Origin of the sequence: Nocardia yunnanensis (genome assembly GCF_003626895.1) — a bacterium.
Taxonomy (GTDB): domain Bacteria; phylum Actinomycetota; class Actinomycetes; order Mycobacteriales; family Mycobacteriaceae; genus Nocardia; species Nocardia yunnanensis.
In genome coordinates this window covers 1,965,089-1,986,784 of record NZ_CP032568.1, presented here as the reverse complement: position 1 = coordinate 1,986,784, position 21,696 = coordinate 1,965,089, and the positions used below count along the sequence as shown (strand labels likewise).

Annotated in this window: 20 protein-coding genes and 1 pseudogene; 12 read left to right on the top strand and 9 right to left on the bottom strand. The window is 68.2% G+C overall.

The genetic code is table 11. From position 1 onward, the window contains the following. The first annotated feature begins 14 nt into the window (after positions 1-14). The 4 genes from D7D52_RS09080 to D7D52_RS09065 are packed head-to-tail and all read left to right on the top strand — an operon-like array spanning position 15 to position 3,870. Complete coding sequence (locus D7D52_RS09080; RefSeq protein WP_120735917.1) at positions 15-854, top strand: NUDIX hydrolase; 840 nt, start codon at positions 15-17, stop codon at positions 852-854. 36 nt (positions 855-890) lie between these two features. Beyond that, complete coding sequence (locus D7D52_RS09075; protein ID WP_120735916.1) at positions 891-1,652, top strand: enoyl-CoA hydratase-related protein; 762 nt, start codon at positions 891-893, stop codon at positions 1,650-1,652. 47 nt (positions 1,653-1,699) lie between these two features. Beyond that, positions 1,700-2,677: a class I SAM-dependent methyltransferase gene (locus tag D7D52_RS09070; protein WP_120735915.1), complete on the top strand. Its 978-nt coding sequence runs from the start codon at positions 1,700-1,702 to the stop codon at positions 2,675-2,677. Between the two features lie 14 nt (positions 2,678-2,691). Continuing rightward, positions 2,692-3,870, top strand: coding sequence for a THUMP-like domain-containing protein (locus tag D7D52_RS09065; protein WP_120735914.1), 1,179 nt, complete (start codon positions 2,692-2,694; stop codon positions 3,868-3,870). A gap of 189 nt (positions 3,871-4,059) precedes the next feature. On the opposite strand, the gene D7D52_RS09060 is transcribed toward D7D52_RS09065, so the two are convergent. Next, complete coding sequence (locus tag D7D52_RS09060) at positions 4,060-5,658, bottom strand: HNH endonuclease signature motif containing protein (RefSeq protein WP_162958229.1); 1,599 nt, start codon at positions 5,656-5,658, stop codon at positions 4,060-4,062. Between the two features lie 98 nt (positions 5,659-5,756). Further along, positions 5,757-7,094 (bottom strand): outer membrane protein assembly factor BamB family protein, encoded by a 1,338-nt coding sequence (locus D7D52_RS09055; protein WP_246023712.1) that lies wholly within the window; start codon positions 7,092-7,094, stop codon positions 5,757-5,759. A gap of 148 nt (positions 7,095-7,242) precedes the next feature. On the opposite strand from D7D52_RS09055, the gene D7D52_RS09050 reads away from it, so the two are divergent. Genes D7D52_RS09050 through D7D52_RS09040 form a run of 3 tightly spaced genes read left to right on the top strand, consistent with a single transcriptional unit; the run spans position 7,243 to position 9,028 of the window. Further along, positions 7,243-7,980, top strand: coding sequence for an acyltransferase (locus tag D7D52_RS09050; protein ID WP_120735911.1), 738 nt, complete (start codon positions 7,243-7,245; stop codon positions 7,978-7,980). A 33-nt stretch (positions 7,981-8,013) separates the two neighbouring features. Next, a complete protein-coding gene (locus tag D7D52_RS09045; protein ID WP_120735910.1) occupies positions 8,014-8,556 on the top strand; it encodes a DUF1697 domain-containing protein in 543 nt (180 codons plus the stop codon). A 37-nt stretch (positions 8,557-8,593) separates the two neighbouring features. Continuing rightward, positions 8,594-9,028, top strand: coding sequence for a cupin domain-containing protein (locus D7D52_RS09040; protein ID WP_120735909.1), 435 nt, complete (start codon positions 8,594-8,596; stop codon positions 9,026-9,028). A 4-nt stretch (positions 9,029-9,032) separates the two neighbouring features. Here the strand turns inward: D7D52_RS09040 and D7D52_RS09035 are convergent, their stop codons facing one another. The 4 genes from D7D52_RS09035 to D7D52_RS09020 form a co-directional block, all read right to left on the bottom strand. Beyond that, positions 9,033-10,187 carry a serine hydrolase domain-containing protein gene (locus tag D7D52_RS09035; RefSeq protein ID WP_120735908.1) on the bottom strand — a complete coding sequence of 385 codons (1,155 nt, stop codon included), beginning with the start codon at positions 10,185-10,187 and terminating at the stop codon, positions 9,033-9,035. 76 nt (positions 10,188-10,263) lie between these two features. Then, positions 10,264-11,526 (bottom strand): glycosyltransferase family 4 protein, encoded by a 1,263-nt coding sequence (locus tag D7D52_RS09030; RefSeq protein ID WP_120735907.1) that lies wholly within the window; start codon positions 11,524-11,526, stop codon positions 10,264-10,266. Next, complete coding sequence (locus D7D52_RS09025; protein WP_120735906.1) at positions 11,523-13,052, bottom strand: 1,4-alpha-glucan branching protein domain-containing protein; 1,530 nt, start codon at positions 13,050-13,052, stop codon at positions 11,523-11,525. The genes D7D52_RS09030 and D7D52_RS09025 overlap by 4 nt, the downstream gene beginning before the upstream one ends. After that, positions 13,049-13,831 carry a class I SAM-dependent methyltransferase gene (locus D7D52_RS09020; RefSeq protein ID WP_120735905.1) on the bottom strand — a complete coding sequence of 261 codons (783 nt, stop codon included), beginning with the start codon at positions 13,829-13,831 and terminating at the stop codon, positions 13,049-13,051. The genes D7D52_RS09025 and D7D52_RS09020 overlap by 4 nt, the downstream gene beginning before the upstream one ends. A gap of 189 nt (positions 13,832-14,020) precedes the next feature. Here D7D52_RS09020 and D7D52_RS09015 point away from each other — a divergent pair, with 189 nt between their 5' ends. Further along, positions 14,021-14,806, top strand: coding sequence for an electron transfer flavoprotein subunit beta/FixA family protein (locus D7D52_RS09015; RefSeq protein WP_120735904.1), 786 nt, complete (start codon positions 14,021-14,023; stop codon positions 14,804-14,806). Positions 14,807-14,843: 37 nt separating this feature from the next. After that, a complete protein-coding gene (locus tag D7D52_RS09010; protein WP_120735903.1) occupies positions 14,844-15,803 on the top strand; it encodes an electron transfer flavoprotein subunit alpha/FixB family protein in 960 nt (319 codons plus the stop codon). Positions 15,804-16,800: 997 nt separating this feature from the next. Here D7D52_RS09010 and D7D52_RS40285 read toward each other — a convergent pair. After that, positions 16,801-17,473, bottom strand: a pseudogene (locus D7D52_RS40285) (FAD-dependent monooxygenase). On the opposite strand from D7D52_RS40285, the gene D7D52_RS08995 reads away from it, so the two are divergent. Together D7D52_RS08995 and D7D52_RS08990 are read left to right on the top strand one after the other, a co-directional pair. Further along, a complete protein-coding gene (locus D7D52_RS08995; protein ID WP_162958228.1) occupies positions 17,390-17,908 on the top strand; it encodes a CGNR zinc finger domain-containing protein in 519 nt (172 codons plus the stop codon). The pseudogene D7D52_RS40285 and the gene D7D52_RS08995 sit on opposite strands and share 84 nt — an antisense overlap. Before the next feature lie 69 nt (positions 17,909-17,977). Beyond that, complete coding sequence (locus D7D52_RS08990; protein WP_120743940.1) at positions 17,978-18,928, top strand: aminoglycoside phosphotransferase family protein; 951 nt, start codon at positions 17,978-17,980, stop codon at positions 18,926-18,928. Positions 18,929-18,931: 3 nt separating this feature from the next. Here D7D52_RS08990 and D7D52_RS08985 read toward each other — a convergent pair whose 3' ends face one another. Together D7D52_RS08985 and D7D52_RS08980 are read right to left on the bottom strand one after the other, a co-directional pair. Further along, positions 18,932-19,354 carry a DUF1707 domain-containing protein gene (locus tag D7D52_RS08985; protein WP_120743939.1) on the bottom strand — a complete coding sequence of 141 codons (423 nt, stop codon included), beginning with the start codon at positions 19,352-19,354 and terminating at the stop codon, positions 18,932-18,934. 55 nt (positions 19,355-19,409) lie between these two features. Beyond that, on the bottom strand, positions 19,410-20,270 hold the full coding sequence (locus D7D52_RS08980) for a LysR family transcriptional regulator (protein WP_120735900.1): 861 nt from the start codon (positions 20,268-20,270) through the stop codon (positions 19,410-19,412). A gap of 113 nt (positions 20,271-20,383) precedes the next feature. Between D7D52_RS08980 and D7D52_RS08975 the strand changes: the two genes are divergently transcribed. After that, entirely contained in the window at positions 20,384-21,679 is a 1,296-nt protein-coding gene (locus tag D7D52_RS08975) for an NAD(P)/FAD-dependent oxidoreductase (protein ID WP_120735899.1), read from the top strand. The last annotated feature ends 17 nt before the right edge of the window (positions 21,680-21,696 follow it).

Here is a 21,696-nt window from a genome sequence, read left to right as displayed (position 1 = left end):
ACAGTTATGGTCCGATGGTGAGCGAAGTTATCGCGGAATCTCAGCCCGCCGCGCCGGTCAAGGACGCGTCCACGGTCGTCCTGGTGCGCGACGGCGCGCACGGGCCCGAGGTCTTTCTGCAGCGCCGCGTCGGCAGCATGGCCTTCGCCGCCGGCATGACCGTCTTCCCCGGCGGCGGCGTCGACCCCTCGGACGCCGCGGTGGCCCTGGACTGGGCCGGCCCCGAACCGGCGTGGTGGGCAGCGCGTTTCGGCGGCATCGACGCGGGCCGCGCGCAGGCGCTGGTGTGCGCCGCCGTCCGCGAGACCTTCGAGGAATGCGGTGTGCTGCTGGCCGGACCCACCGCCGACACCGTCGTCAGCGACACCGCGGTCTACGCCGAGGCCCGCGCCCAGCTGGAACGCCGTGAACTGTCCTTCGCCGAATTCCTCACCCGCGAGCGCCTGGTGCTGCGCGCCGATCTGCTGCGCCCCTGGGACAACTGGATCACCCCCGTGGTCGAACCCCGCCGCTACGACACCCGCTTCTTCGTCGCCGTGCTCCCGCGGGGCCAGCGCGCCGACGGCGCGACCAGCGAGGCCGAGATCGTCACCTGGTGCACGCCGGCCGAGGCCATCGCCCGCTGGCACGAGGGTCTGGACGTGCTGCTGCCGCCCACCTGGACCCAGCTCACCGCGTTGCGCGAATTCGCCTCCACCGCCGAGATTTTCGCCGCCGAGCGCGCGATCGAGCCGATCATGCCGGTCTACGACCCGTCCGGCGGCGGTCCCGCCCTGGCCTTCCCGCACGCCGACCGCTATTTCGCCGAGCTGCCCGAGAAGTCGCGCATCCGTGGTTCGCAACGACCGGAGTAGGCCGGGTTCGAGGCGGCCACAGTAGGGTGATCGGCTGTGGCCGAATTCGTGACCGTGGACCAGGCGGAGGGCATTGCCGTCCTGCGCATCGCCCGCCCGCCGATGAACTTGATCGATCTGCAGGTGGCGCTGGAATTGGCCGCCGCCGCGCACGAGATCGCCGCGGACGATTCGATCGCCGCGGTCGTGGTCTGCGGCGACCAGCGCATCTTCAGCGCCGGTGACGAGATGGCCGAACTGGCCCGGCTCACGTCCGAACAAGCGCACGCCATGGTCGAGGATTTCCAAGCGGCCCTCAACTCCCTGGCCCGCCTCCCGCAGCCGACCGTCGCAGCCATCTCCGGTTACGCCCTCGGCGCGGGCCTGGAGTTGGCATTGGCGGCCGACCGCCGCATCATCGGCGACAACGTGAAACTCGGCCTCCCCCAGATCAAAGCGGGCCTGATCCCCGTGGCCGGTATCCGCCGCCTGAGCCTGCTCATCGGCCCGTCGCATGCCAAGGACCTGGTCTACAGCGGCCGGTTCGTGGATCCGAAGGAAGCCGCGGCTCTCGGCCTGGTCGACGAGGTCGTCGCCCCCGACGATGTCTTCGAGTCGGCGATGCGCTGGGCGAAGCAGTTCACCGCCGGCCCCCGCCTCGCGCTGGCCGCCGCCAAGCGGGTCTTCGAGGCGGGCACCCACGGCCACGACCGAGCGCGTCGCGAATGGGCGGAGTTGTTCGGTACGGAAGATCAGCAGGTTGGAACACGTTCTTATTTGGTCGATGGTCCGGATGTCGCCCGGTTCACTGGCCGTTAAGCGGCCCGATAACAGCGTTCACCGGGGTATTCATTAGGCTGCCCGGCATGACAGTTGGTCCTGAAGACCCCGCGCCGAACCCGCACGCCACCGAGGCAGAGGTCCAGGCCGCGTATAGCGACAACAAGCTGGCCCAGGTCCTGTACCACGACTGGGAAGCCGAGACCTACGACGACAAGTGGTCGATCTCGTACGACGAGCGCTGCATCGAGTACGCGCGCGGTCGTTTCGACGCCGTCGCCCCCAGTGCCGAGCTGCCCTACGACCGCGCCCTCGAACTGGGCTGCGGCACCGGCTTCTTCCTGCTGAACCTGATGCAGGCCGGAGTCGCCAAGCGCGGCTCGGTGACCGACCTGTCGCCCGGCATGGTGAAGGTCGCGACCCGCAACGGCCAGAACCTGGGCCTGGACGTGGACGGCCGGGTCGCCGACGCCGAAACCATTCCCTACGAGGACGACACCTTCGACCTGGTGGTCGGCCACGCCGTCCTGCACCACATCCCCGATGTGGAGCTGGCGCTCAAGGAATGCCTGCGCGTCCTCAAGCCCGGCGGCCGCTTCGTCTTCGCCGGTGAGCCGACCACCATCGGCAACCTCTACGCCCGCAAGCTCGGCCAGCTGACCTGGAAGATCACCACCAACGTCACCAAGCTGCCGTTCCTGAGCGACTGGCGTCGCCCGCAGGAGGAACTCGACGAGTCCTCCCGTGCGGCCGCACTCGAGGCCGTGGTCGACCTCCACACCTTCGACCCGGCGGATCTGGAGCGCATGGCCTCCAGCGCCGGCGCCATCGAAGTCCAGGCCAAGACCGAGGAATTCGCCGCGGCCCTGTGGGGCTGGCCGGTCCGCACCTTCGAGGCCGCCGTCCCCGACGAGAAGCTGACCTGGCGCTACCGCATGGCCCAGTACAAGGCCTGGTTGGCGTTCTCGGCCCTGGACGAGAAGGTGCTGCGCCACGTGGTGCCCCGCCAGTTCTTCTACAACGCCATGATCACCGGCGTGAAGCCCGGCGCCTCCGCCAAGTAGGCCCACCCTCTCCCGTGGGCTACACCTTCACCCGCGACGACATCGCCTACCTCGCCAGCCCGCCCGGCGCGGCCGCCCTGGCCGAGGTAGGCGATTTCGCGCTGACCCCCGCCACCCTCCTCAAGGACCTGGAGCGCATCCGCCGCACCCACGGCGACCACGCCCCCGCGTTGGTGGAAACCACCCGCCTACGCCGCCGAGCCGCCGCGAAACTCGACAACGCGGACAACTGGCTCCTCTCCGACGACGCCCTGCAACAGGCCACCCCCACCCCGGTCGCCCGGCATCGAGCACAGCGCCTGGCAGGCCGCACCGTCCACGACGTAACCTGTTCCGTCGGAGCGGAATTGGCGGCCTTGGCCCGCGAATGCCCCGCCGTGGTGGGCAGCGATCTGGACATCGTCCGACTGGACATGGCCACCCACAATCTCGCCGACACCCCAAACGTGTTGCTGGCCAAGGCAGATGCGCTGACGCCATGCAGCACCGCCGACGTCGTGATCGCCGACCCCGCCCGCCGCGCAGACGGTCGACGAACCCACGACCCCGCCAAACTACAGCCGCCGCTACCCGACCTCCTCACGGCCTACACCGGCCGCGACCTGGCCGTGAAATGCGCTCCCGGACTGGATTTCGACAAACTAGCCTGGCCCGGCGAGGTCGAAGTCGTCTCACTCGACGGCGGGGTCCGCGAAGCCTGCCTGTGGTCACCCGGCCTCGCCGAACCAGGCGTCACCCGCCGCGCCACAGTCCTTTCGTCCAACGCCGCCCCCTGGACACTGACGAACGCCGACCCAGACAACATCCCCGAACGCGAGCCAGGGGAGTGGATCATCGACCCCGACGGCGCAGTAGTCCGTGCCGGCCTGGTCCGCCACTACGCCGCCAAACACGCCCTGTGGCAACTAGACCCCCGCATCGCCTACCTAACCGGCAACACCGTCCCCACCGGCGTCCGAGGCTTCCGCATCCTCACCCGCATGGACCTCCGAGAAAAACCCCTCCGCACCGAACTGCGCCGCCGCAACTGCGGCCCCCTCGAAATCCTCACCCGCGGAGTAGACATCGACCCCGACACCCTCCGCACCCGCCTGAAACCCCAAGGCCAAATCCCCCACACCCTCGTAATAACCCGAATAGAAACCACCGCAACCGTTTTCGTATGCACCACCCCGGAAATCCCTCGTAGGTAATCTCTAAAAGGTGATCCGTGCGGTCCGTGGGCTGGTAGGCGAGTCACGTCTCCTGTGTCGCGTCAGCGAAGGTCCGGTAGGGCAGGCGACGTAACCACACTTCCGGTGCATTCACCCGGCAGGCATTCCGGTCGCGGGCGTGCCACCCGGGTAGTCTTCCCCCGGGTTACCTGGCCTCGAGCGGGTGAATCACTTGTTGTTCCGGGCTCGTCGCGCGGCTTTGCGTTGGCTGGGAGTGGTGTAGGCCATGACCATTTCGATCAGGTCGGTGGCCGCGACCCCGGGATCGAAAACCGAGCCGAGCGGTTCGGCATCCGGAACCCCTGCCGCGGTGACGGGTGGCACCGGTGTGGCAGGGAACAGGTAGTCGGGTCCTTCGGGGGTGGTGATGTCGGATTCCCCGGTGGGCGTGCGCCATTCGACCCGCCGATCGGGGTGGTGGATGACTGTCCAGCCGTTGGCGTGGTTGTCGGCCAAGGTCTTGAGCCGATGATGGCGACGACAGCGTGCCCCGAGGTTGGCCTCGGTGGTGCGGCCACCCTGTGCGGGGTTGGTGTGATCGAAGCGGTCTTGGTGGTCGAGGTCGCTGGCGGCGGCGGGGACCTGGCAGCCAGGCGCGCGGCAGCTGCCGTCGATCGCGCGAGCGCGTCGGGCGATACGAGCGCCGGGGCGGTAACGCAATTCGGCTGCGGTACCGGCTTTTTCGACACCACCGGTCGTCGCAGGGGCGGATTCGGTCGCTGCTGGAGCGGATTCGGTGGTGGCTGTGGCGGTTTCGCCAGTGACGGCGGCGGTCGCTGCGGTGGCGGTCGTGGTTTCGCCAGTGACGGCGGTCGCTGCGGTGGCGGTCGTGGTTTCGCCAGTGACGGCGGTCGCTGCGGTGGTGTCGGTGATGATTTCGAAGCGGGCATGCCGCGCGATCTGGCGGGCGAGGTCGGCGTCGATGGCCCCGAACCCGGCCAGCAGCGCCGGGTTGTCCTGCAACCCCGCCAGCGTTTCGGCCGAGACACCGACTTGCACGAGTGCTTTGCGCGGCACCGGCACCTCGCCGGTGATGGCGCGTGGGCAGTCCTCGCGCCCGCACTGGCACACCAGCCGCCCTGTCCCGTCGGCGAGTGCAACCAGGGCGTCGGCGCGGCGTTGGTTGGTGGTGCGGGGGTCTTTGCCGCACACCTGGCTCAACGCCATCTCCCGCAAACGTTCGAACACTGCTTCGCCGCCGGCGGCGGGCAGCACCGCGTCCACCACAGCGGTGCCGTTGTCGGCGGCAGTGACGGTCACATACCGGTCGGCTTCGGCGTCCTTGCGGCGCTCGGCTTGCCCCGCCGGGTCGACTTCCTTGATCCAGCGGTTGGCGGTGCGGCGCACGCGCGCGGGTTCGACCTTCTCCGCATAGGCGGCGACTTTGGCTTCGAGGGTGTCCAACACTCCGTCGGAGGCGTTGGTGAGTACTTTGCTGATCGCGCGGACGCGTGCGAGGTCGATGCGGCCGTCGGCGAAGGCGTCGCGGGTGGCGGGGTAGCGGTTTTGCAGCCCGAGTCCCAACTCGATCAGCTCATCAGCGCTGCGCTGTGACACTTTCAACGCGATCCCGATCTCGGTGGCCGTGCTTTCCCCGGCCTGCAGGTAGGCGACCCCGCATTCGAGTTGCTGTTCACGCCGCAGGTGATACAGCGCCGTCATCAACGACACCTCCTCGGCCTGCCACGCAGCTACCTGCGAGTGCACCACACGCAAGCGAGCGACCACCGCTTGCGCGGTAGCGATCTCATCAGCGATGTCACCCATACCCTCGATCATAGTTTCGAATCCCGCGACACGACAGCATGATCAACCCAACACGCTGTGTAAATTCCTGGCTACCAACAGAATTCACCGATTCGGATCTACTTCTCAGGCTTGAAAACGAACAGCTCACCGATGCGGGTGGTCACGACGACCTCGCCCTGCGCGCCGACCGCCGTACCCACCGTGGTGCCCTCCGCGCCCGGCAGATCGTTGGACTGCACCGTGACACCCGAATGCGTGTCGAAGGTGACCAGTTTCAGCTGATCCCCGATCGGCGCGACCGTGTACCCCGTGCCCCCCGCCGTCTGCACCGGCCGACCTCGCAGCTCCAGATCCTTACGCTCCCAAGCGATTTCCGCCTTGTCGCCCTGATCACGCAACGCCATCAGATGCCCCTCGTCCCCCGAGGGCACCAGCAGCCCGTCCGCGATCGAGATCCCGCCGCGCGCCGGAAAACCAAGGTCCTGAGTCCATTTGGTCTTACCGGTCGAAGCATCCACAGCGATCAGCCGATTCGTGTTGTCCCCCACGTACACGGTGTTCCCGTCCTCCGACAGCGCCGGGCTGGTGGCGCTACCCTCGGCCAGCATCTTCGCCGTCCAGTCGACGCGAATCTCCTTGCCCGAGTACGTGAGTGCCACCAATGCCGCCTCGCCGTCGCCCGGCTTCCACACCGTGGCGTAGAACCGTCCCGACTTCTGGTCCACCGCCGACACATTCGCGACCGGGCACTGCGGCCCGCCGACCGTGCAATCGTCGAGCCCCTGCCCGTCCGGCGGCCGGGTCAGCGAGGCGCTCTCGAGATAGTCGGGTTCACCCAACAGCTGGAAGGTGGAGACCTTCCGATCCCCGGTCTGCCGGCTCAGCACGTCGACTTGCCCGGATTGCGTCACGGACAAGACATTTCCGTCACCGGTGAACTGCACCGACACCGGCGTCCCCGCGGCCGGTGTGCGCCAGCGCGGCTGCCCGAGGTTGTTGAAGGAGTTCACCGCGCCGTCGTCGCCGACGTACACATTGCCGGTCCCGTCCACCGCGGACCCGCCGTTGACCGCGCTGGGCCCCATCGGATTGGAGAACCGCTTGCGTCCCGTCGGCATCTGGAAGGAGACGATGCTGTAGGCGGCGGTGCGCGTGGTGACATACAGCTGCCCGTCCCCGCCGACCATCACCGGCTGCGCGATCGGACCGCCCACGGGCCGCGACCAATTCAATGCCAGCTTGCGCGACCCCGTCACCGGACTGGACCCGCTGTTGTGCGCGTCGCGGAAGGCCAGCGGCCAGCCTTTGCCCGGACCGACGCCGATATCGTCGACCTTGGTGCTGCCGTAGGCACAGGCGGTCAGCGCGAATAGCCCGGCGCCCGCCAGTGCCAGCACCTTGGCGCCGGTGCGCGTGCGTCGTTCACGTCCGGTCTGCCGCCTGCCGTTTCGCACCTGCTGGTGTCCCTTCTGCCAGTACGGAAGTCTGTGAATTGTCGCCGGGCCGCTACGGCCGCAGCACAGCCTACTTTCACCCCCGTCGGAGGGGGCGGATACCCTCGTTGAAACGACCGGTGAACACAGGGAGCAGTACGTGACGAGCATGTGGGGCGCACCGCTGAGCGCGCGTTGGCGGGGTTCACGCCGCCGGGATCCGGAGCAGGCCCGTTTCCTCACCCCCGCGTCGCTGAAATGGGTGCTCGCCAATCGCGCCTACACCCCCTGGTATCTGGTGCGCTACTACCGGCTGTTCAAGTTCAAGATTTCCAACCCGCACGTGGTGTTGCGCGGCATGGTCTTCCTCGGCCGCAATGTCGAAATCCACGCCACCCCCGAGTTGGGCCGGCTCGAGATCGGCCGCTGGGTGCACATCGGTGACGGCAACGCCATTCGCTGCCACGAGGGTTCGCTGCGCATCGGCGACAAGGTGGTGTTCGGCAAGGACAATGTCGTCAACACCTATCTCGATATCGAGATCGGCGAATCCACCCTGGTCGCCGACTGGTGCTACATCTGCGACTTCGACCATGTCACCGACGACATCAACCTGCCCATCAAGGATCAGGGCATCGTGAAGTCGCCGGTCCGCATCGGCCCCGACACCTGGATCGCCGCCAAGGTGACGGTGCTGCGCTCGACCCTGGTCGGCCGCGGCTGCGTGCTCGGCGCCCACGCCGTGGTCAAGGGCGAGATCCCCGACTACTCGATCGCCGTCGGCGCGCCCGCCAAGGTCGTCAAGAACCGCAAGGTCGCCTGGGATTCCGCCGCCGAGAAGCGCGCCGCCCACCTGGCCGCCCTCGCCGACATCGAACGCAAGAAAAACGGCGTCACCGCATCCTGACCCGGTCGGCCCGCGCAGGTAGTTTCTAGCTCTATGCACAGCTACGCCGCCTTCCTGCGCGGGATCATGCCCAGCAACCCCAATATGCGGAACGAGAAGCTGCGCGGGGTGTTCGAAGGCTTGGGCTTCGACAACGTGAGCACCCTGCTCTCCAGCGGCAACGTGGTCTTCCAGGCCAAGGACTCGAAGGTCCCGGCGCTGGAATCGCGAATTCAGCAGGCCCTGAACGCCGAACTGGGCATCCCCGGCGGCACCTTGATCCGCACCCGCGACCAGCTCCAAGCCCTCGTCGACTCCGATCCTTTCGCGGGCCTGACCCATTGCCGCGAGACCTATCTGACGGTCACCTTCGTCCGCGAAGCCCCCAAACAGCTCCCCGAATTCCCCGCCGACGACACCGGCACCGTCCGAGTCCTCCGCTTCGACCCCGACGCCGTCGCCATCCTGTCGGTCATCGACAACACCGACCCCAGCACCACCAACTTCATGCAGATAGTCGAGAAGACCATCGGCAAGGACATCACCACCCGCACCTTCCTCACCGTCCAGAAGGCCCTGAAGAAGCTGAATTCCTAGGCTGTTCACCCGGCAGGGCGGCGGTTACCGTGGGGCGATGACTCTCGGAATTCGAGCTTTGCTGGTCGGAGTGGCCTCGATCGCGCTGGTCGGGCCGATGAGCGCGAGTGCGCAGGCGACGCCTTCCACCGGGGTCAGCGCGGTGATTCTGTCGCAGACCACGATCGGCGGGTACGACTACATTCTGCGCGAAATCACCATCGCCCCAGGCGGTTCCACGGGCTGGCACTTCCATGACGGGACGCTGTACGCGTACGTGCGGCAGGGGGAGATCACGCATTACGGGTCGGACTGCGCGGTGGATCAGACCGGGGGAGCGGGGACGGCGTTCGTGGAGCGGGCGGGCGCGGGGAACGTGCACGTCGAACGAAATCTCGGGACCGAGGCGCAGATTCTGGACGTGCTGTACGTGCTGCCGACCGGGAGTCCGCTGTCGGAGGATGCGCCCAACCCGGGCTGCCCGTTCGAGTGAGGAATTACAAAGCGGCGTAGACGGCTTCGAGGAGCTGGTAGGCGCGGCGGTCGCCGGCCAGCCAGTCGCGGCGCAGGTTCGGGATGAAGGCGAAGGCGAGATCGTGGGCGGGGTCGGCCAGGCCGATCGAGCCGCCGGCGCCCGCGTGGCCGAAGGAGGTCGGGCGGGCCGCGGGCGGGACGATCATGGATTCGGAGGGCAGTCCGTAGCCGAGGCCGTAGGCCGAAATCGACTGGAGGACTTCGTCGATGCCGCGGACGCGTTCGCGGATCGCGTCGGTCAGCATCGGTGGCGGCAGCAGCTCACCCGCCAGCAGATCGCGGTAGTGGGAGGCCAGTGCGCGGGCCGTGGTGACCAGGCCGGTGGCGGGCCAGCCACCGGTCAGTACCTCCGGATCGTTGTATGCGGCACGGGGATTGGTGGTCGAGCGCATGGCCAGGGAGTGCGGATCACGAAAAGCCTGGGCCATGCGCTGCACCGCCTCGGGGGAGACCGGTGCCGGGTCACCGGACCATTCCTGTTCCTCACGCGGCGGGAAAGCCAGGCGCGCAATCTTTTCCAGCAGCGGTTCGGGGACGCCGATGTGCAGGTCGGACCCGATTTCCCGACGAACGTAGTCGCCGACCGTGGAATCGGTGTGGCGGCGGATGAATTCGCCGAGGAGCCAGCCGTAGGTGAGAGCGTGATAACCGTGGCGACTGCCCGGCTCCCAGAGCGGTGATTGTGCGGCGAGCAGCCCGGCGATCAGCCCCGGCTCGGCGGCCTCCGCCGCGGAGACCGGCCGTTCCAGCACCGGCAGCCCGGCCCGATGGGTGAGGAAGTCCTCCAGCGTCGTGGATTCTTTTCCGGCACAGGCATACTCGGGCCACCAGTCGGCCACCGGTGAGTCGATCAGAATGCCGCGCTCGGCGGCCACCCGCAATGCCGCGGTCGCGGTGACCGCTTTGGTGGAGGAGAAGGTGACGCACAGGGTGTCGCGCTCCCACGGCCGGCCGGACTTGGCATCCGCTGTGCCGCCCCACAATTCGACCACGGCCCGCCCGCCGACGTAGACCGCCACGCTCGCACCGAGGTTCCGCCCGTCCGCGACACTCGCCTCGAACAGCTCGCGCACCTTGCCGAACGCCGGATCCGCCGTGCCGTGCACCAAGTCGACCATGTTTGAATTAGAACACGTTCTAATTCAAGGCAAAAGGGTGTCCCGCGCGAATCCTGGCGGACCCGGTGGATCGAACTCAGTAAGGCTGGTTCGGATCCCGTTCCGGCAGTGGACGTTCCACGATGACCGGCCGCCCCATCGGAGTGCGGACCCGGCGCTTGGCGGACTGGTAGACCAGCGCCGTCTCCTGCGCCACCACGTCCCAGGCGAAGTCGGCGGTCAGCCGCTCGCGCGCCGACCAGGCGCGATCCTGGGACGCGGCGGGATCGTCGAGGACCGAGATGACCGCTTCGGCAACGCCGTTCACGTCGGCCGGTTCGAAGGACGCGCCCGTGACCCCGTCGGTGACGAGATCGCCGAGCCCGCCCGCCGTGGAGGTGACCAGCGGGGTGCCCGCGGCCGCCGCCTCCAGCGCCACGATGCCGAACGGCTCGTAACGGCTGGGCAGCACGATGGCGTCGGCGCTGTGCAGCCAGCCCAGCAGATCGGTGTGATCGAGCTTGCCGACGAAGTTCACCGCCCGCGCGACCCGATGCGCGCGCGCCCGCTCCCGCAGCCAATCGAATTGAGTGCCGATGCCCGCGATGGTCAGCGTGGTGCCCGGATGCGCCTTGCGAATGCGCGGCAGCGCGGCGATGGCGTCCTGGATGCCCTTCTCGTATTCGAGCCGCCCGACATACAGCAGCCGCGGCGGACCCGACCGGGGAGCGCGCTCGCGGAAAGTCCACGCGCCCACGTCGATACCGTTGCGGATCACCGTCATCGGCACCCGCTCGGCCCCGTAGAGCCGGTGCACCTCGTCCTTCATGGACTCCGAACACGTGATGAGCGCGTCGGATTCGTGCGCCAGCCACCATTCCACCGAATGCACCTGGCGGTTGACCCGGCCGGATACCCAGCCGCTGTGCCGCCCCGCCTCGGTGGCGTGGATCGTGGAAACCAAAGGCACGTCGTAATATTCGGCCAGCGTGATGGCCGGATGCGCGACCAGCCAGTCGTGGGCGTGCACCACATCCGGCGTCCAGCCCTCGCCGATGCCCGGCTTGTGCAGCGCGATTCCGGCCCGCACCATGGCGTGTCCCATGGCCAGCGTCCAGGCCAGCATGTCCGCGCCGAAGTCGAAGGCCGGCGGGTCCTCGGCGACGGCCACCACCAGCACGCCCTCCTCGATGAACGAGTGGGTCGGGTGGGTGGTGGCGTCGGTGCCCATCGGCCGGCGCGCCAGCACGACGACCTCGTGCCCGGCGGCGGCCAGCTCGACGGCGAGGTGATGGACGTGGCGGCCCAGCCCACCGACTACGACGGGTGGGTACTCCCACGACACCATCAAGATCTTCATGCGGGTCCTTCTGAAGCGGGGCCGAGCCTGCGCGCGTCGAGTGCGGGGAAGAGTCCGTCGGCCGCGTACCATCCTGCCGCCAACTGACCCGCTTTGGCGAGTTGCCCGGCCGCCACCGCCGCCGCGATCTCGCGGACCGCGTGCGCGTGCTGATGGGCGCGGTCGCGCGCGTAGCCGGCCGCGGAATCCTTCGACACCATGAACGCCCAGTCGCTGGAGACGGCGAGAATCGCCTCGCGCAGCAGCTGATCCGCGGTCGCGTCGCGCAGTCCGGAGGCGTCCACGCGCATCTTGTCGAGGGTGTCCAGCGCCAGCCGCACGACCTCGGCGTTGAGCTCGACCAGATCGGACACCTGGTCCCCGGCCCACACCCGCCAGTCCTTGCCCGAACCCCAGCTGGAGTCGGCCAATTCGACGCGTTCGCCCACGTAACCGCGGGCCCGCGCATCGGCCAGCGTGCCCACGGTGACCCCCGCCTCGGGCAGTGCGCGCAGCACCTGTTCGAGCCACTGCGGGCCCTCGTGCCACCAGTGCCCGAACAGTTCGGTGTCGAACGCGGCCACCACCAGCGCCGGGCGGCCGAGGCGTGCGGACTCCGAGATCAGCCGCTCCCGCACGGTCGCCACGAAATCCGCGACGTCCTTCTCGAGGGCGGCGGCGGCCAGTTCCGGGTCGTAAGGGGCCTTGTCGGGACCGGCGACGGTCTTGCCGGTGACGCGCGCGGGCTTGAGCCCGGTGGCGTGATCGTAGTGATGGAAATCACGGTAGTAGGGCTGCCCCGGATAGCCGGATTTCGGCGACCAGACCCGGTAGCTGACGGTCAGATCGCGGCCGAACGCCACCACGTCCGAATCCCAGACCGGTCGGCCGAGAGTGGTGTCGCCGCGCAGGGCGGGACCGTCGACCATGAAGTGCGAGATGCCGACCTTGTCGTAGGTCGTCTCCATGCCCGGCGTGAATCCGCATTCGGGCGCCCAGATTCCGGCGGGCGTGTGCCCCCACCGCTGCTGCGCGTCCGCGAGCCCCTCGGCCAGTTCGAATTCCCGCAGCCGCGCATCCAGCAGCGGCTGGAACGGATGCGACAGCGGCCCGCCCAGCAATTCGATGGCCTCGGCGTCGATGAGCTCCCGCCACACCGGCGAGGCCCCGTGCCGCCAGCGGGTCTCGAAATCGTCGAGAGCCGCACTGGCGAGCCGATGTTCGTGCCGGCCCAGCGCGGTATTGCCCGCCATGGACGCCTCGTCGGCGCGCAGCCGCCAGTTGCCCAGCCAGTGATGCATGCCCTCGAGGCAGTGCGGATCGTCCAGCTGCGCCGCCAGCACCGGCGTGATGCCGAGGCTGAGCAGATGCGAACGGCCTTCGGCGGCAAGGTTTCTCAATACCTTGGCCACGGGCAGATACGACGCCGCCCAGGACTGGTACAGCCACTCCTCGCCCACCGGCCAGCGCCCGTGATGCGCCAGCCACGGCAGATGTGAGTGCAGGACCAGCGTGAACTGGCCCGGCACGGGGGCGTGCTCGCTCACTGCTTCACCGCGACCGCGAGCAGATCCAGGCTGGCATCGATATCGCGCTCGGTGTCGGCGAGCAGTTCGAAATCGTCGATGCTGACGGCGGCCACGTCGGCGGCCAGCTCCGCCGGCCAGGGCTCGCCCGCCAGCGCGCGCTCGATCTGCGCGTCGATGATCGACCCGCCCCACTTCTGGTCGAGCGCGACGAGCGCGGGCCCGTGAAAGATGCCGGCCATCAATTCGACCGAGAAACCGGCCTCGACGAGAAGTTCGGTCATCTCCGCGGCATTGAGTTCACGCGTATGGAAAGGGTTGAGCGGCGTATCGCGCCCGGGGGAGAAGGTGATCCGATTCGGCGTGGAGATCAGCAGTTTTCCGCCGGGTCGCAGCACCCGCAGGCATTCGCGCAGAAACTGCGCCTGATCCCAAAGGTGTTCGATGACTTGGAAGTTCACCACGATGTCGACGGAGGCGTCGTCGAGGGGCAGGTCGGCGAGATTGCCCTGCACCATGTGCACCCGCGGGTACTTGGCGCGCACGTGCGCGACCGCACTGTCGTCGTAGTCCAGGCCGGTGACCTGCGCGGCGACCTCGGCGATCATGTTGGCGCCGTAGCCTTCTCCGCTGCCGGCCTCGAGCACGACCTTGCCCGCGCACCGCTCGAGCATCCGCACATAGGCGATCTCGTGCCGCCGGAACCAGTAGTTCTCCTCGGCGATGCCGGGCACGGTCCGCTCACCGGTCAAAGGCAGGGGATCGGTGGGGTTTTCGACTGGACTCACGGCCTCGCTCATTGCTCCGACGTTAGCGGTAGCGCATATCACACTCGCGACCGGATCAACCGATGCGGAAACTCACACCGTAAGTTACCCATGAGTAACTTAACGTAGGGTAATCTCCCGAACGAGCTACATGTGGACGTACGTGACGAACTCGTGCGACCGCCACCCAGTGCCACCAGAACAGGAGGTCGACGAAGACCCATGCCGAACATCGTCGTACTGATCAAGCAGGTTCCCGACACCTGGTCCGAGCGCAAGCTCACCGACGGGGACTACACCCTCGACCGCGAGGCCGCCGACGCCATCCTCGACGAGATCAACGAGCGCGCCGTCGAGGAGGCGCTGTTGATCAAGGAGGCGCAGGGCGGCGAGGTCACCGTGCTGGCCGCCGGTCCGGACCGGGCCACCGAGGCCATCCGCAAGGCCCTGTCCATGGGCGCGGACAAGGCCATCCACATCAACGACCCGGCCATCCACGGCTCCGACGCCGTGCAGACCGCCTACATCCTGGCCGCCGCGCTCGGCCAGATCGAGGGCATCGAGCTGGTCATCGCGGGCAACGAGGCCACCGACGGTCGCGCCGGTGCCGTGCCGGCCATCATCGCCGAGTACCTGGGCCTGCCGCAGCTGACCCACCTGCGCAAGCTGACCGTCGACGGCGAGCGCATCGCCGGCGAGCGCGAGACCGACGAGGGCGTGTTCAAGCTGGAGGCCACCCTCCCGGCCATCGTCTCGGTCACCGAGAAGATCAACGAGCCGCGCTTCCCGTCCTTCAAGGGCATCATGGCCGCCAAGAAGAAGGAAGTTCAGACCTTCACCCTGGCGGACCTCGGCGTCGAGGCGGGCGTCGTGGGCGTGGCGAACGCCGGCACCCAGGTGACCGGTGTGACCCCGAAACCGGCGCGCACGGCGGGCGAGAAGATCGTCGACGAGGGCGAGGGCGGCCAGCAGATCGCCACCTACCTCGTTGGTCAGAAGATCATCTAAGTCCCCCGAGCACAACGACTTTCAGGAGAAAGAGACAATGGCAGCAGTATTGGTGCTCGTGGAGCATGCCGACGGTGCGCCCAAGAAGGTGACCACCGAACTCATCACCGCCGCCCGCACGCTGGGCACCCCGGCCGCCGTCGTGGTCGCCGGCTCCGGCACCGCCGACAAGCTGGCCGACGCGCTGGCCGCGGCCGGCGCCGAGAAGATCTACGTCGCCGAGGGCGACGACGCCGAGGGCTTCCTCGTCACCCCCAAGGTCGACGTGCTCGCCGGCCTGTCCGAGTCCGCCACCCCGGCCGCGATCCTGGTCGCCGCCACCGCGGAGGGCAAGGAGGTGTCGGGTCGCCTGGCCGCCCGCATCGGTTCCGGTCTGCTCATCGACGTGATCGCGGTCAACGCCGACGGTTCGGCGCAGCACTCGATCTTCGGTGGCGCGTTCACCGTGGACGCCAAGGCCACCGGCGACGTGCCGGTGATCTCGGTGCGCCCGGGCGCCATCGAGGCCGCCCCGCAGGCCGGCGCCGGCGAGAAGGTCGTCGTCGAGCTGCCCGCGCAGGAAGAGGGCGTCACCAAGGTCGTCTCGCGCGAGCCGATCGTGGGCGGCGACCGTCCGGAGCTGACCGAGGCCACCATCGTGGTCTCCGGTGGCCGCGGTGTCGGTTCGGCCGACAACTTCGGCAAGGTCGTCGAGCCGCTGGCCGACGCCCTCGGTGCCGCCGTCGGTGCGTCCCGCGCCGCCGTCGACTCCGGCTACTACCCGGGCCAGTTCCAGGTCGGCCAGACCGGTAAGACGGTCTCCCCGCAGCTGTACATCGCCCTCGGCATCTCCGGCGCCATCCAGCACCGCGCCGGCATGCAGACCTCGAAGACCATCGTGGCCGTCAACAAGGACGAAGAGGCCCCGATCTTCGAGATCTCCGATTACGGCATCGTCGGCGACCTCTTCAACGTCGCCCCGCAGCTCACCGAGGCCGTGAAGGCTCACAAGGGCTGAGCCGTCGCCCTCGAGGTGACTCACCATTGACGATCCCCCGGCCATTGCGGCCGGGGGATCGTCGTATTTGTTGCCGAGGCCAGCGGGTTCGGGCAGGCTGTGGCGCGTGCGTGGGCGATTCGATCCTCGGCGACGGCGGGCCGAGGAGCCGGTCGCCCGGAAGGCCGGTGACGCGGGCGGTTCGGCGTCCGAGGAGGTCGAGCTGGGCGATATCGTCGCGGCTCTGCACTTCGATCTGGCCGAATGGCTGGGGTCGGATGCGCCGCTGAAGGTATTCGACCGGATCTCGGGGGCGTTGGACGAGCAGTTCACGTCCGTGGTGACGACCGGGCAGGTGGTGGATCGGGAGACCTTCCTCGCCGGGATGTGGTCGGCGCGAAATGTGCTGGCGGGAGTCGAGATCGAGGTTTCCGAGGTGCGGGAGGTCGTCCGCAGCGGCCAGTTGATCGTGGTCCGCTTCGTCGCCGAGAACCGCATCGGCACCGTGCAGACCGGCCGGCGCACCGTCACCGCGGTCCTGGTCACCGACGGCCGAACTCCCCTGTGGCGCACCGTCCACGAAACCCCGATCCCCGAACCCACCGCGCCTTCAGCCGTAGACGCGGGCGGCGATGTGGCCGTCGGGCCGGACCAGCAGTCCGGTGGTGGGGGACAGGCCGCAGACGTCGCGGAGGGCTTGGGGGAGCTGGGATCCGGTGAGCAGGACGTGGCCGGGACCGACCAGGTCGAGGGTGGAGCGATCGTCGGTCAGCCACGCGTGGGGGAGGCGGCCGCCGACCTCGGCGGTCGGGAGGTAGCCGCCGGCGGCGAGGACGGTCCCGCTGTCGCGATAGCCGGTGCCGAGCAGCAACTCGTCGTCGATCCGGTAACTCCCGCGAGCCCGGGAATTCTCGGTGGAAATGTCGATGACCTGGCGAGCGAGCTCACGGCGCTCGGATTCGTAAGTGCCGAGCAGGATCTCGGGGGCCGCCCCGGTGACGACGGCGGCCAGCTTCCACTAGGAGTCGGCCAGCCGCGCGTCCATGCGCCAGGTGGCGGTATCGCGAATGACGACGGGCAGATCGGCAATGCCGCTGCCACGGCGAATCCGGTTGATCAGGTCGATGTCGCCGGGATCGCGTCCGTGCAAGGGCTGCTGGAAGATCCACTGCCGGTCGTTGTCGACCGCGAGAAACCCGCCCCCACCGGTCAGGAAGTATGAGGCGCTCGCCCGATCCGCCACCACCGCCCCCAGCGGCGCTTCGAAACGGACACTGAGGAATTCGTTCAACCCGGTCGGACCCGTCATGGCGATGCCGCTCCCCTCGCGCACCGCGCTGTGCGCACCATCGCAGCCGCTCAGCCAATCCGCATGCAGGGTCGACGATTTGCCCGAATGCCCCTCGCGGACCGTCGCCGTCACCCCGGCGGCGTCCTGGTCGAACGAGATCAGTCGCACGCCGCGGCGAACCCGATCGCCCGCACGCGCGGACAGCACCCGCTCCAATTCGTCCTGGGAACACACCAGTCCGGGGCTGGGTCGAACGGGCCGAGATGCCTCGCGCTTTGGGATGCGGGGACGGCGCGGTACGGGCCTCGAGCACCACATGGTCGATTCCCGAGCGCGACAACAGGATCGACAAGGTCAGTCCGACCGGGCCGCCGCCGATGACCAGAACCGGGGTACGCATACGCCTCCTGTACTGGGCGCGCACGGAGCGCCGGAACGCTACCTGCGCGCGGCCCCCGACGAGATCCGCCCCGCGGCCGCCCGGATCGCCGGCATCTTCGACCTCGACGAGCCCGCTGCCGCGGCGCACGCCATCAACGCGCTGCTGGCCGCGTATCCCGCTCGCCCGATGCTCGTCCAATTCCCCGGCCGCCCATGGTCGATGCACTCACGGCCGCCCGAAACCGCGGATCCCGAGTACTGGCTGCTGGCGAAGGCGGCGCTGGCGCTAGGGCTGTGGTTGAGCGATCGCGGCCGGTGCGCGTGGGGGCGGTGCGCTGCCGGGGAGTGTGGCCGCTACTTCATCGATACCGGGCGCCGGCAACCACAGAAATTCTGTAGCACCCCGTGCGCCACACGAACCCGGGTCGCGGCGCACCGGCAGCGTCGGGCCTGACCGCCGACGCGAGTTCTTTCCAGTCGAAATGTTTTGGCGGTGTTCGGCCTGCTGCGGCAGGGTGGGGGGATGCCGAAATCGCTGCCGACGTTGCCGCCGGATGTCGCCGAGACCATTGCCGAAGGGTTCGGGGAGCGGGGGACGGTGTGGCTGGCCGCGCTTTCTGGGGTGGTGGAGAAGCTTTGTGGTGTTTGGGATTTGGAGGTTGTGGGGGAGACCTTCGGTGGGGGTACGCATTCGTGGGTTGCGCCGGTACGGCGGGGGGATGGGGCGGTGGCGGTGTTGAAGGTGCCGGTGGTCGATGAGGAGAATTTCGGGGAGGCGACGGGGCTTTACTGCTATGGCGGGGACGGGGCGGTGCGGCTGTTCGAGTTCGATGCCGGGAGCGGGGCCATGCTGCTCGAGTGGGCGCGGCCGGGGACTGAATTGCTTCGTCAGCCGGGGTTTCCGAGTCTCGAGGGGCGAGCGGAGAACATCGGGAAGGTCGAGCAGGCGTGCGAGCTGTATCGCCGGTTGCGGCGGGAGCCGGTCGAGGTGCCCGAGGGGTTTCCGGGGCTGCCGACCGCGGCGGGGATGGTCGAGGAATGGGTGCGGATGTTCGGGAAGCCGGAAGCCGCTGTCGCCGAGGTGATTCCGGCGCGGCTGTTGGAGCGGGCCCTGGAACGGTGCGCCGAGCTGGCGGTGCCCGACGGCCCGCTGCTGGTGGTCAATCGGGATACCCATCTCGGCAATATCGTTGCGGCGGAGCGGGAACCGTGGTTGTTGATCGATCCGAAGGCCTACCTCGGTGAGGCCGCGTTCGATGCCGGATTCCTGGGAATGATTCAGGTGCAGAGCGATCCGACGCCCGAGCACGCGCGGTCGGTGATCGCGCGGACGGCGGCGGCATTGCAGGTCGCGCCCGAGCGCGCGCACGCCTGGGCGTTCCTGCGGTCGATGGAGGAGATCGTCTGGGCCGTCGAGGACGAGGAGCCCGAGGATCTGCGGCTGCACCTCGCGGTGGCGACGGCGCTGGCCTGAGAGCTATTGCGGCGGATGCTGTTCCCGCTCGGCCCGGCGGCGATTGGCGTCGCGCTGGGTGATGATGCCGATGGTGGTCGGGATGAGCAGCGCCAGACCCCACGGCGCTTCGACCCAGATGGGCCAGAAATACCCCGCGCCGGTGGCCAGCCAGATCACCAGCACCAGCAGGTTCACGAACACCCACGGCGTCCACATGATCTTGACCCACACCGGGACGCTGCTCGGCTCGCGCTTGGCGACCCGGCCCGAACTCGCCCGCTGCACGGGCAGATCCGACAGCACCGGCTCGAGCTCCCCGTAGGTCTTGGCCGAATACACCTGCTGCAAGCGGGAATCGAACTCGTGGAGCGTGATCCGCCCCTCGTCCATGGCCACCCGTAGCCGGTCGACGATCTGTTCGCGGTCCTTGTCAGAGGCCCGCATGCTCTCCTGCCCCACGGTGTCAGCGTAGGCGTCCGCGCCCGAATTCGCCGGTCGATCAGGAACAGCGCAGGGCGGCGAGCAGCGTGGTGACGATGGGTGAGGTGCGGGTCTCCGAGCGCGTGACGGCCGAGACCGGGATGCGCAGGGGATGGCCGGTGAGGCGCAGCGTCGCGATGCCCTCGGTCTGGCTGTCGGCGTAAAGGATCGTCCAGGCGTCGGGACGGTTGATGAGTTCCATGGTGGCGGTGTGGTCGGGCGGGATGGGCGGACCGAAGGCCGGCCCGGTGGGAAGGTCGGCGAACGCGCCGCGGACGACATTGTGCAGCAGCACCTGTTCGGACTCCGGCGGCAGCAGCAGCGGATAGGCCCCCAATTCCGCGAGGGTGACGTCGCCGCCGCGCTGCACGAGCGGATGCGCGGTGGAGGTGGCGATGACGGGATCCTCGACCCAGAGCTGTTCGACGGTCAGCCCGGGCTGGTCCACGCTGCCCCTGATGAGAGCAAGATCACAGTCCCCGTCGGCGACGGCTTGAATGCGCTGGCGGAAGGGCTTGATGACGAATTCGATCTCCGCGCCGGGATGCGCCTCGCGTGCTCCGGCGATGGCCGAGAGCGATCTTGTTGCGAAGCTCATATTGGCTGCCAGGCGAATCCGTGGGCCGGAGGCCCGTACAGCTGCGCGAATGGCGGATTCCAGGCTCAGCATTTGCTTCGCAAGAGGAAGTAGCCGGGTGGTCGCGTCGGTGGGGACGACCGAGCGGGTGGAGCGTTCGAAGAGGTTCACGCCGAGGTCGCGTTCCAGCCTGGCGATCTGGTGGCTGATGGCCGACTGCGAGATGAAACAGCGGCTCGCGGCGCGGCTGAAGCTGAGCTCCTCGCAGACCGCCACGAAGTAGGCCAGTTGGCGCAGCTCCACGGCATCTCTCCAATTCATGATCAACGTAGATAAGAGTCATCTTGATTATGCGCCCTGACCCCTGGAACAACCGCGTTCCGAATCACGGTTAGTCATGACAGAAGGGAGCAGTCATGTACAACCTGGAGGCGGAGATCGAGACCGCCGATGTCGTCATCGTCGGATCGGGCTTCGGCGGTCTGGCCGCCGCGAAGCAGCTGAACAAGTCGGGAGTTCGCTACGTCCTCATCTCGGGTACCCCCGAGCATCTTTTCCAGCCGTTGCTCTACCAGGTAGCGACGGGTGTGCTGGCTTCCGACGAAATCGCGCCGCCCATCGCCAATATCCTGCGCAAACACCGCAATGGTGAGACGCGCGTGGGCAAGGTGACCGCCATCGACGCTCCCAACGCGATCCTCACCTACGACACCGCCGAGGGCCCCCGCCGGATCCGCTACGGCAAGCTCATCGCCGCCACCGGCGCCAGCCAGTCCTATTTCGGCCGTGACGATTTCGCCGACAAGACCTTCTCGCTCAAGACCATCGAGGATGCCCGCGCCCTGCGCGCGCAGATCACCCGCGTCTTCGAGCAGGCCAAGGATGCCGATCCGGAGACCCGCCGCCGGCTGCTCAGCTTCGTGGTGGTGGGCGCGGGCGCGACCGGCGTCGAGGTGGCCGGTCAGCTCAAGGAACTCGCGAAAAGGTATTTCCACCTGGAGGATACGGTCACTCTCGTCGAGGGCGCGGGCGTCGTGCTGCCGCCCTTCGGCGGCCGGCTGTCGGAGTATTCGAAGCAGTCGCTGGAGAAGAGCGGCGTCGAGGTGCTCGTCGACACCTTCGTGACCGATATCGAGGCCGGCAAGGTGACGGTCAAGAGCAAGGACGGTGTCGAGCGCGGCATCGCCGCCGAGACCGTGGTGTGGTCGGCGGGCGTGGCCGCGGGCGATTTCGCCAAGATCCTGGCCGAGGCCACCGGCTGCGAGACCGATCGCGCCGGCCGGCTGCTGATCAACCCGGACTGCACCGTCGGCGGCCACGCCGACATCTTCGCCATCGGCGATATGACCTACCTCAACGGTTATCCGGGCCAGTCGCCGGTCGCCATGCAGGAGGGCCGCCACGTCGCCGACATCATTCGCGGCAAGAAGCCCGCGGCCACGCCGTTCACCTACTGGGACAAGGGTTCGATGGCGGTCATCAGCCGCTTCGCCGCTGTCACCAAGATCAATGACAAGGTGAAGTTCACCGGCCTGCTGGCCTGGGTCACCTGGCTGGCGGTCCACCTGTTCTACCTGGTCGGGTTCCGCAACCGCTTCGCGGCGGTGGCTTCCTGGCTGGTGGCCTTCATCGGCAGCGGGCGGCCCGGCTTCAACGAGGTCGAGAAGAAGCCCGCCGCAAAGGTTTCCGATCGAGACCGGATCGCCGCCTGACATCGTGAGTCGCCGAG

Bases quoted from the DNA above. Each gene is read 5' to 3' on its own strand.
- D7D52_RS09020 (WP_120735905.1), bottom strand. From the start codon at position 13,831: ATGAGCGAGGCCGTGAGTCCAGTCGAAAACCCCACCGATCCCCTGCCT.
- D7D52_RS09080 (WP_120735917.1), top strand. From the start codon at position 15: ATGGTGAGCGAAGTTATCGCGGAATCTCAGCCCGCCGCGCCGGTCAAG.
- D7D52_RS09060 (WP_162958229.1), bottom strand. From the start codon at position 5,658: ATGGGTGACATCGCTGATGAGATCGCTACCGCGCAAGCGGTGGTCGCT.
- D7D52_RS09035 (WP_120735908.1), bottom strand. From the start codon at position 10,187: ATGGTCGACTTGGTGCACGGCACGGCGGATCCGGCGTTCGGCAAGGTG.
- D7D52_RS09040 (WP_120735909.1), top strand. From the start codon at position 8,594: ATGACTCTCGGAATTCGAGCTTTGCTGGTCGGAGTGGCCTCGATCGCG.
- D7D52_RS08985 (WP_120743939.1), bottom strand. From the start codon at position 19,354: ATGCGGGCCTCTGACAAGGACCGCGAACAGATCGTCGACCGGCTACGG.
- D7D52_RS09015 (WP_120735904.1), top strand. From the start codon at position 14,021: ATGCCGAACATCGTCGTACTGATCAAGCAGGTTCCCGACACCTGGTCC.
- D7D52_RS08995 (WP_162958228.1), top strand. From the start codon at position 17,390: ATGGTCGATTCCCGAGCGCGACAACAGGATCGACAAGGTCAGTCCGAC.
- D7D52_RS08975 (WP_120735899.1), top strand. From the start codon at position 20,384: ATGTACAACCTGGAGGCGGAGATCGAGACCGCCGATGTCGTCATCGTC.
- D7D52_RS09010 (WP_120735903.1), top strand. From the start codon at position 14,844: ATGGCAGCAGTATTGGTGCTCGTGGAGCATGCCGACGGTGCGCCCAAG.
- D7D52_RS09045 (WP_120735910.1), top strand. From the start codon at position 8,014: ATGCACAGCTACGCCGCCTTCCTGCGCGGGATCATGCCCAGCAACCCC.
- D7D52_RS08990 (WP_120743940.1), top strand. From the start codon at position 17,978: ATGCCGAAATCGCTGCCGACGTTGCCGCCGGATGTCGCCGAGACCATT.
- D7D52_RS09030 (WP_120735907.1), bottom strand. From the start codon at position 11,526: ATGAAGATCTTGATGGTGTCGTGGGAGTACCCACCCGTCGTAGTCGGT.
- D7D52_RS09050 (WP_120735911.1), top strand. From the start codon at position 7,243: ATGTGGGGCGCACCGCTGAGCGCGCGTTGGCGGGGTTCACGCCGCCGG.
- D7D52_RS09070 (WP_120735915.1), top strand. From the start codon at position 1,700: ATGACAGTTGGTCCTGAAGACCCCGCGCCGAACCCGCACGCCACCGAG.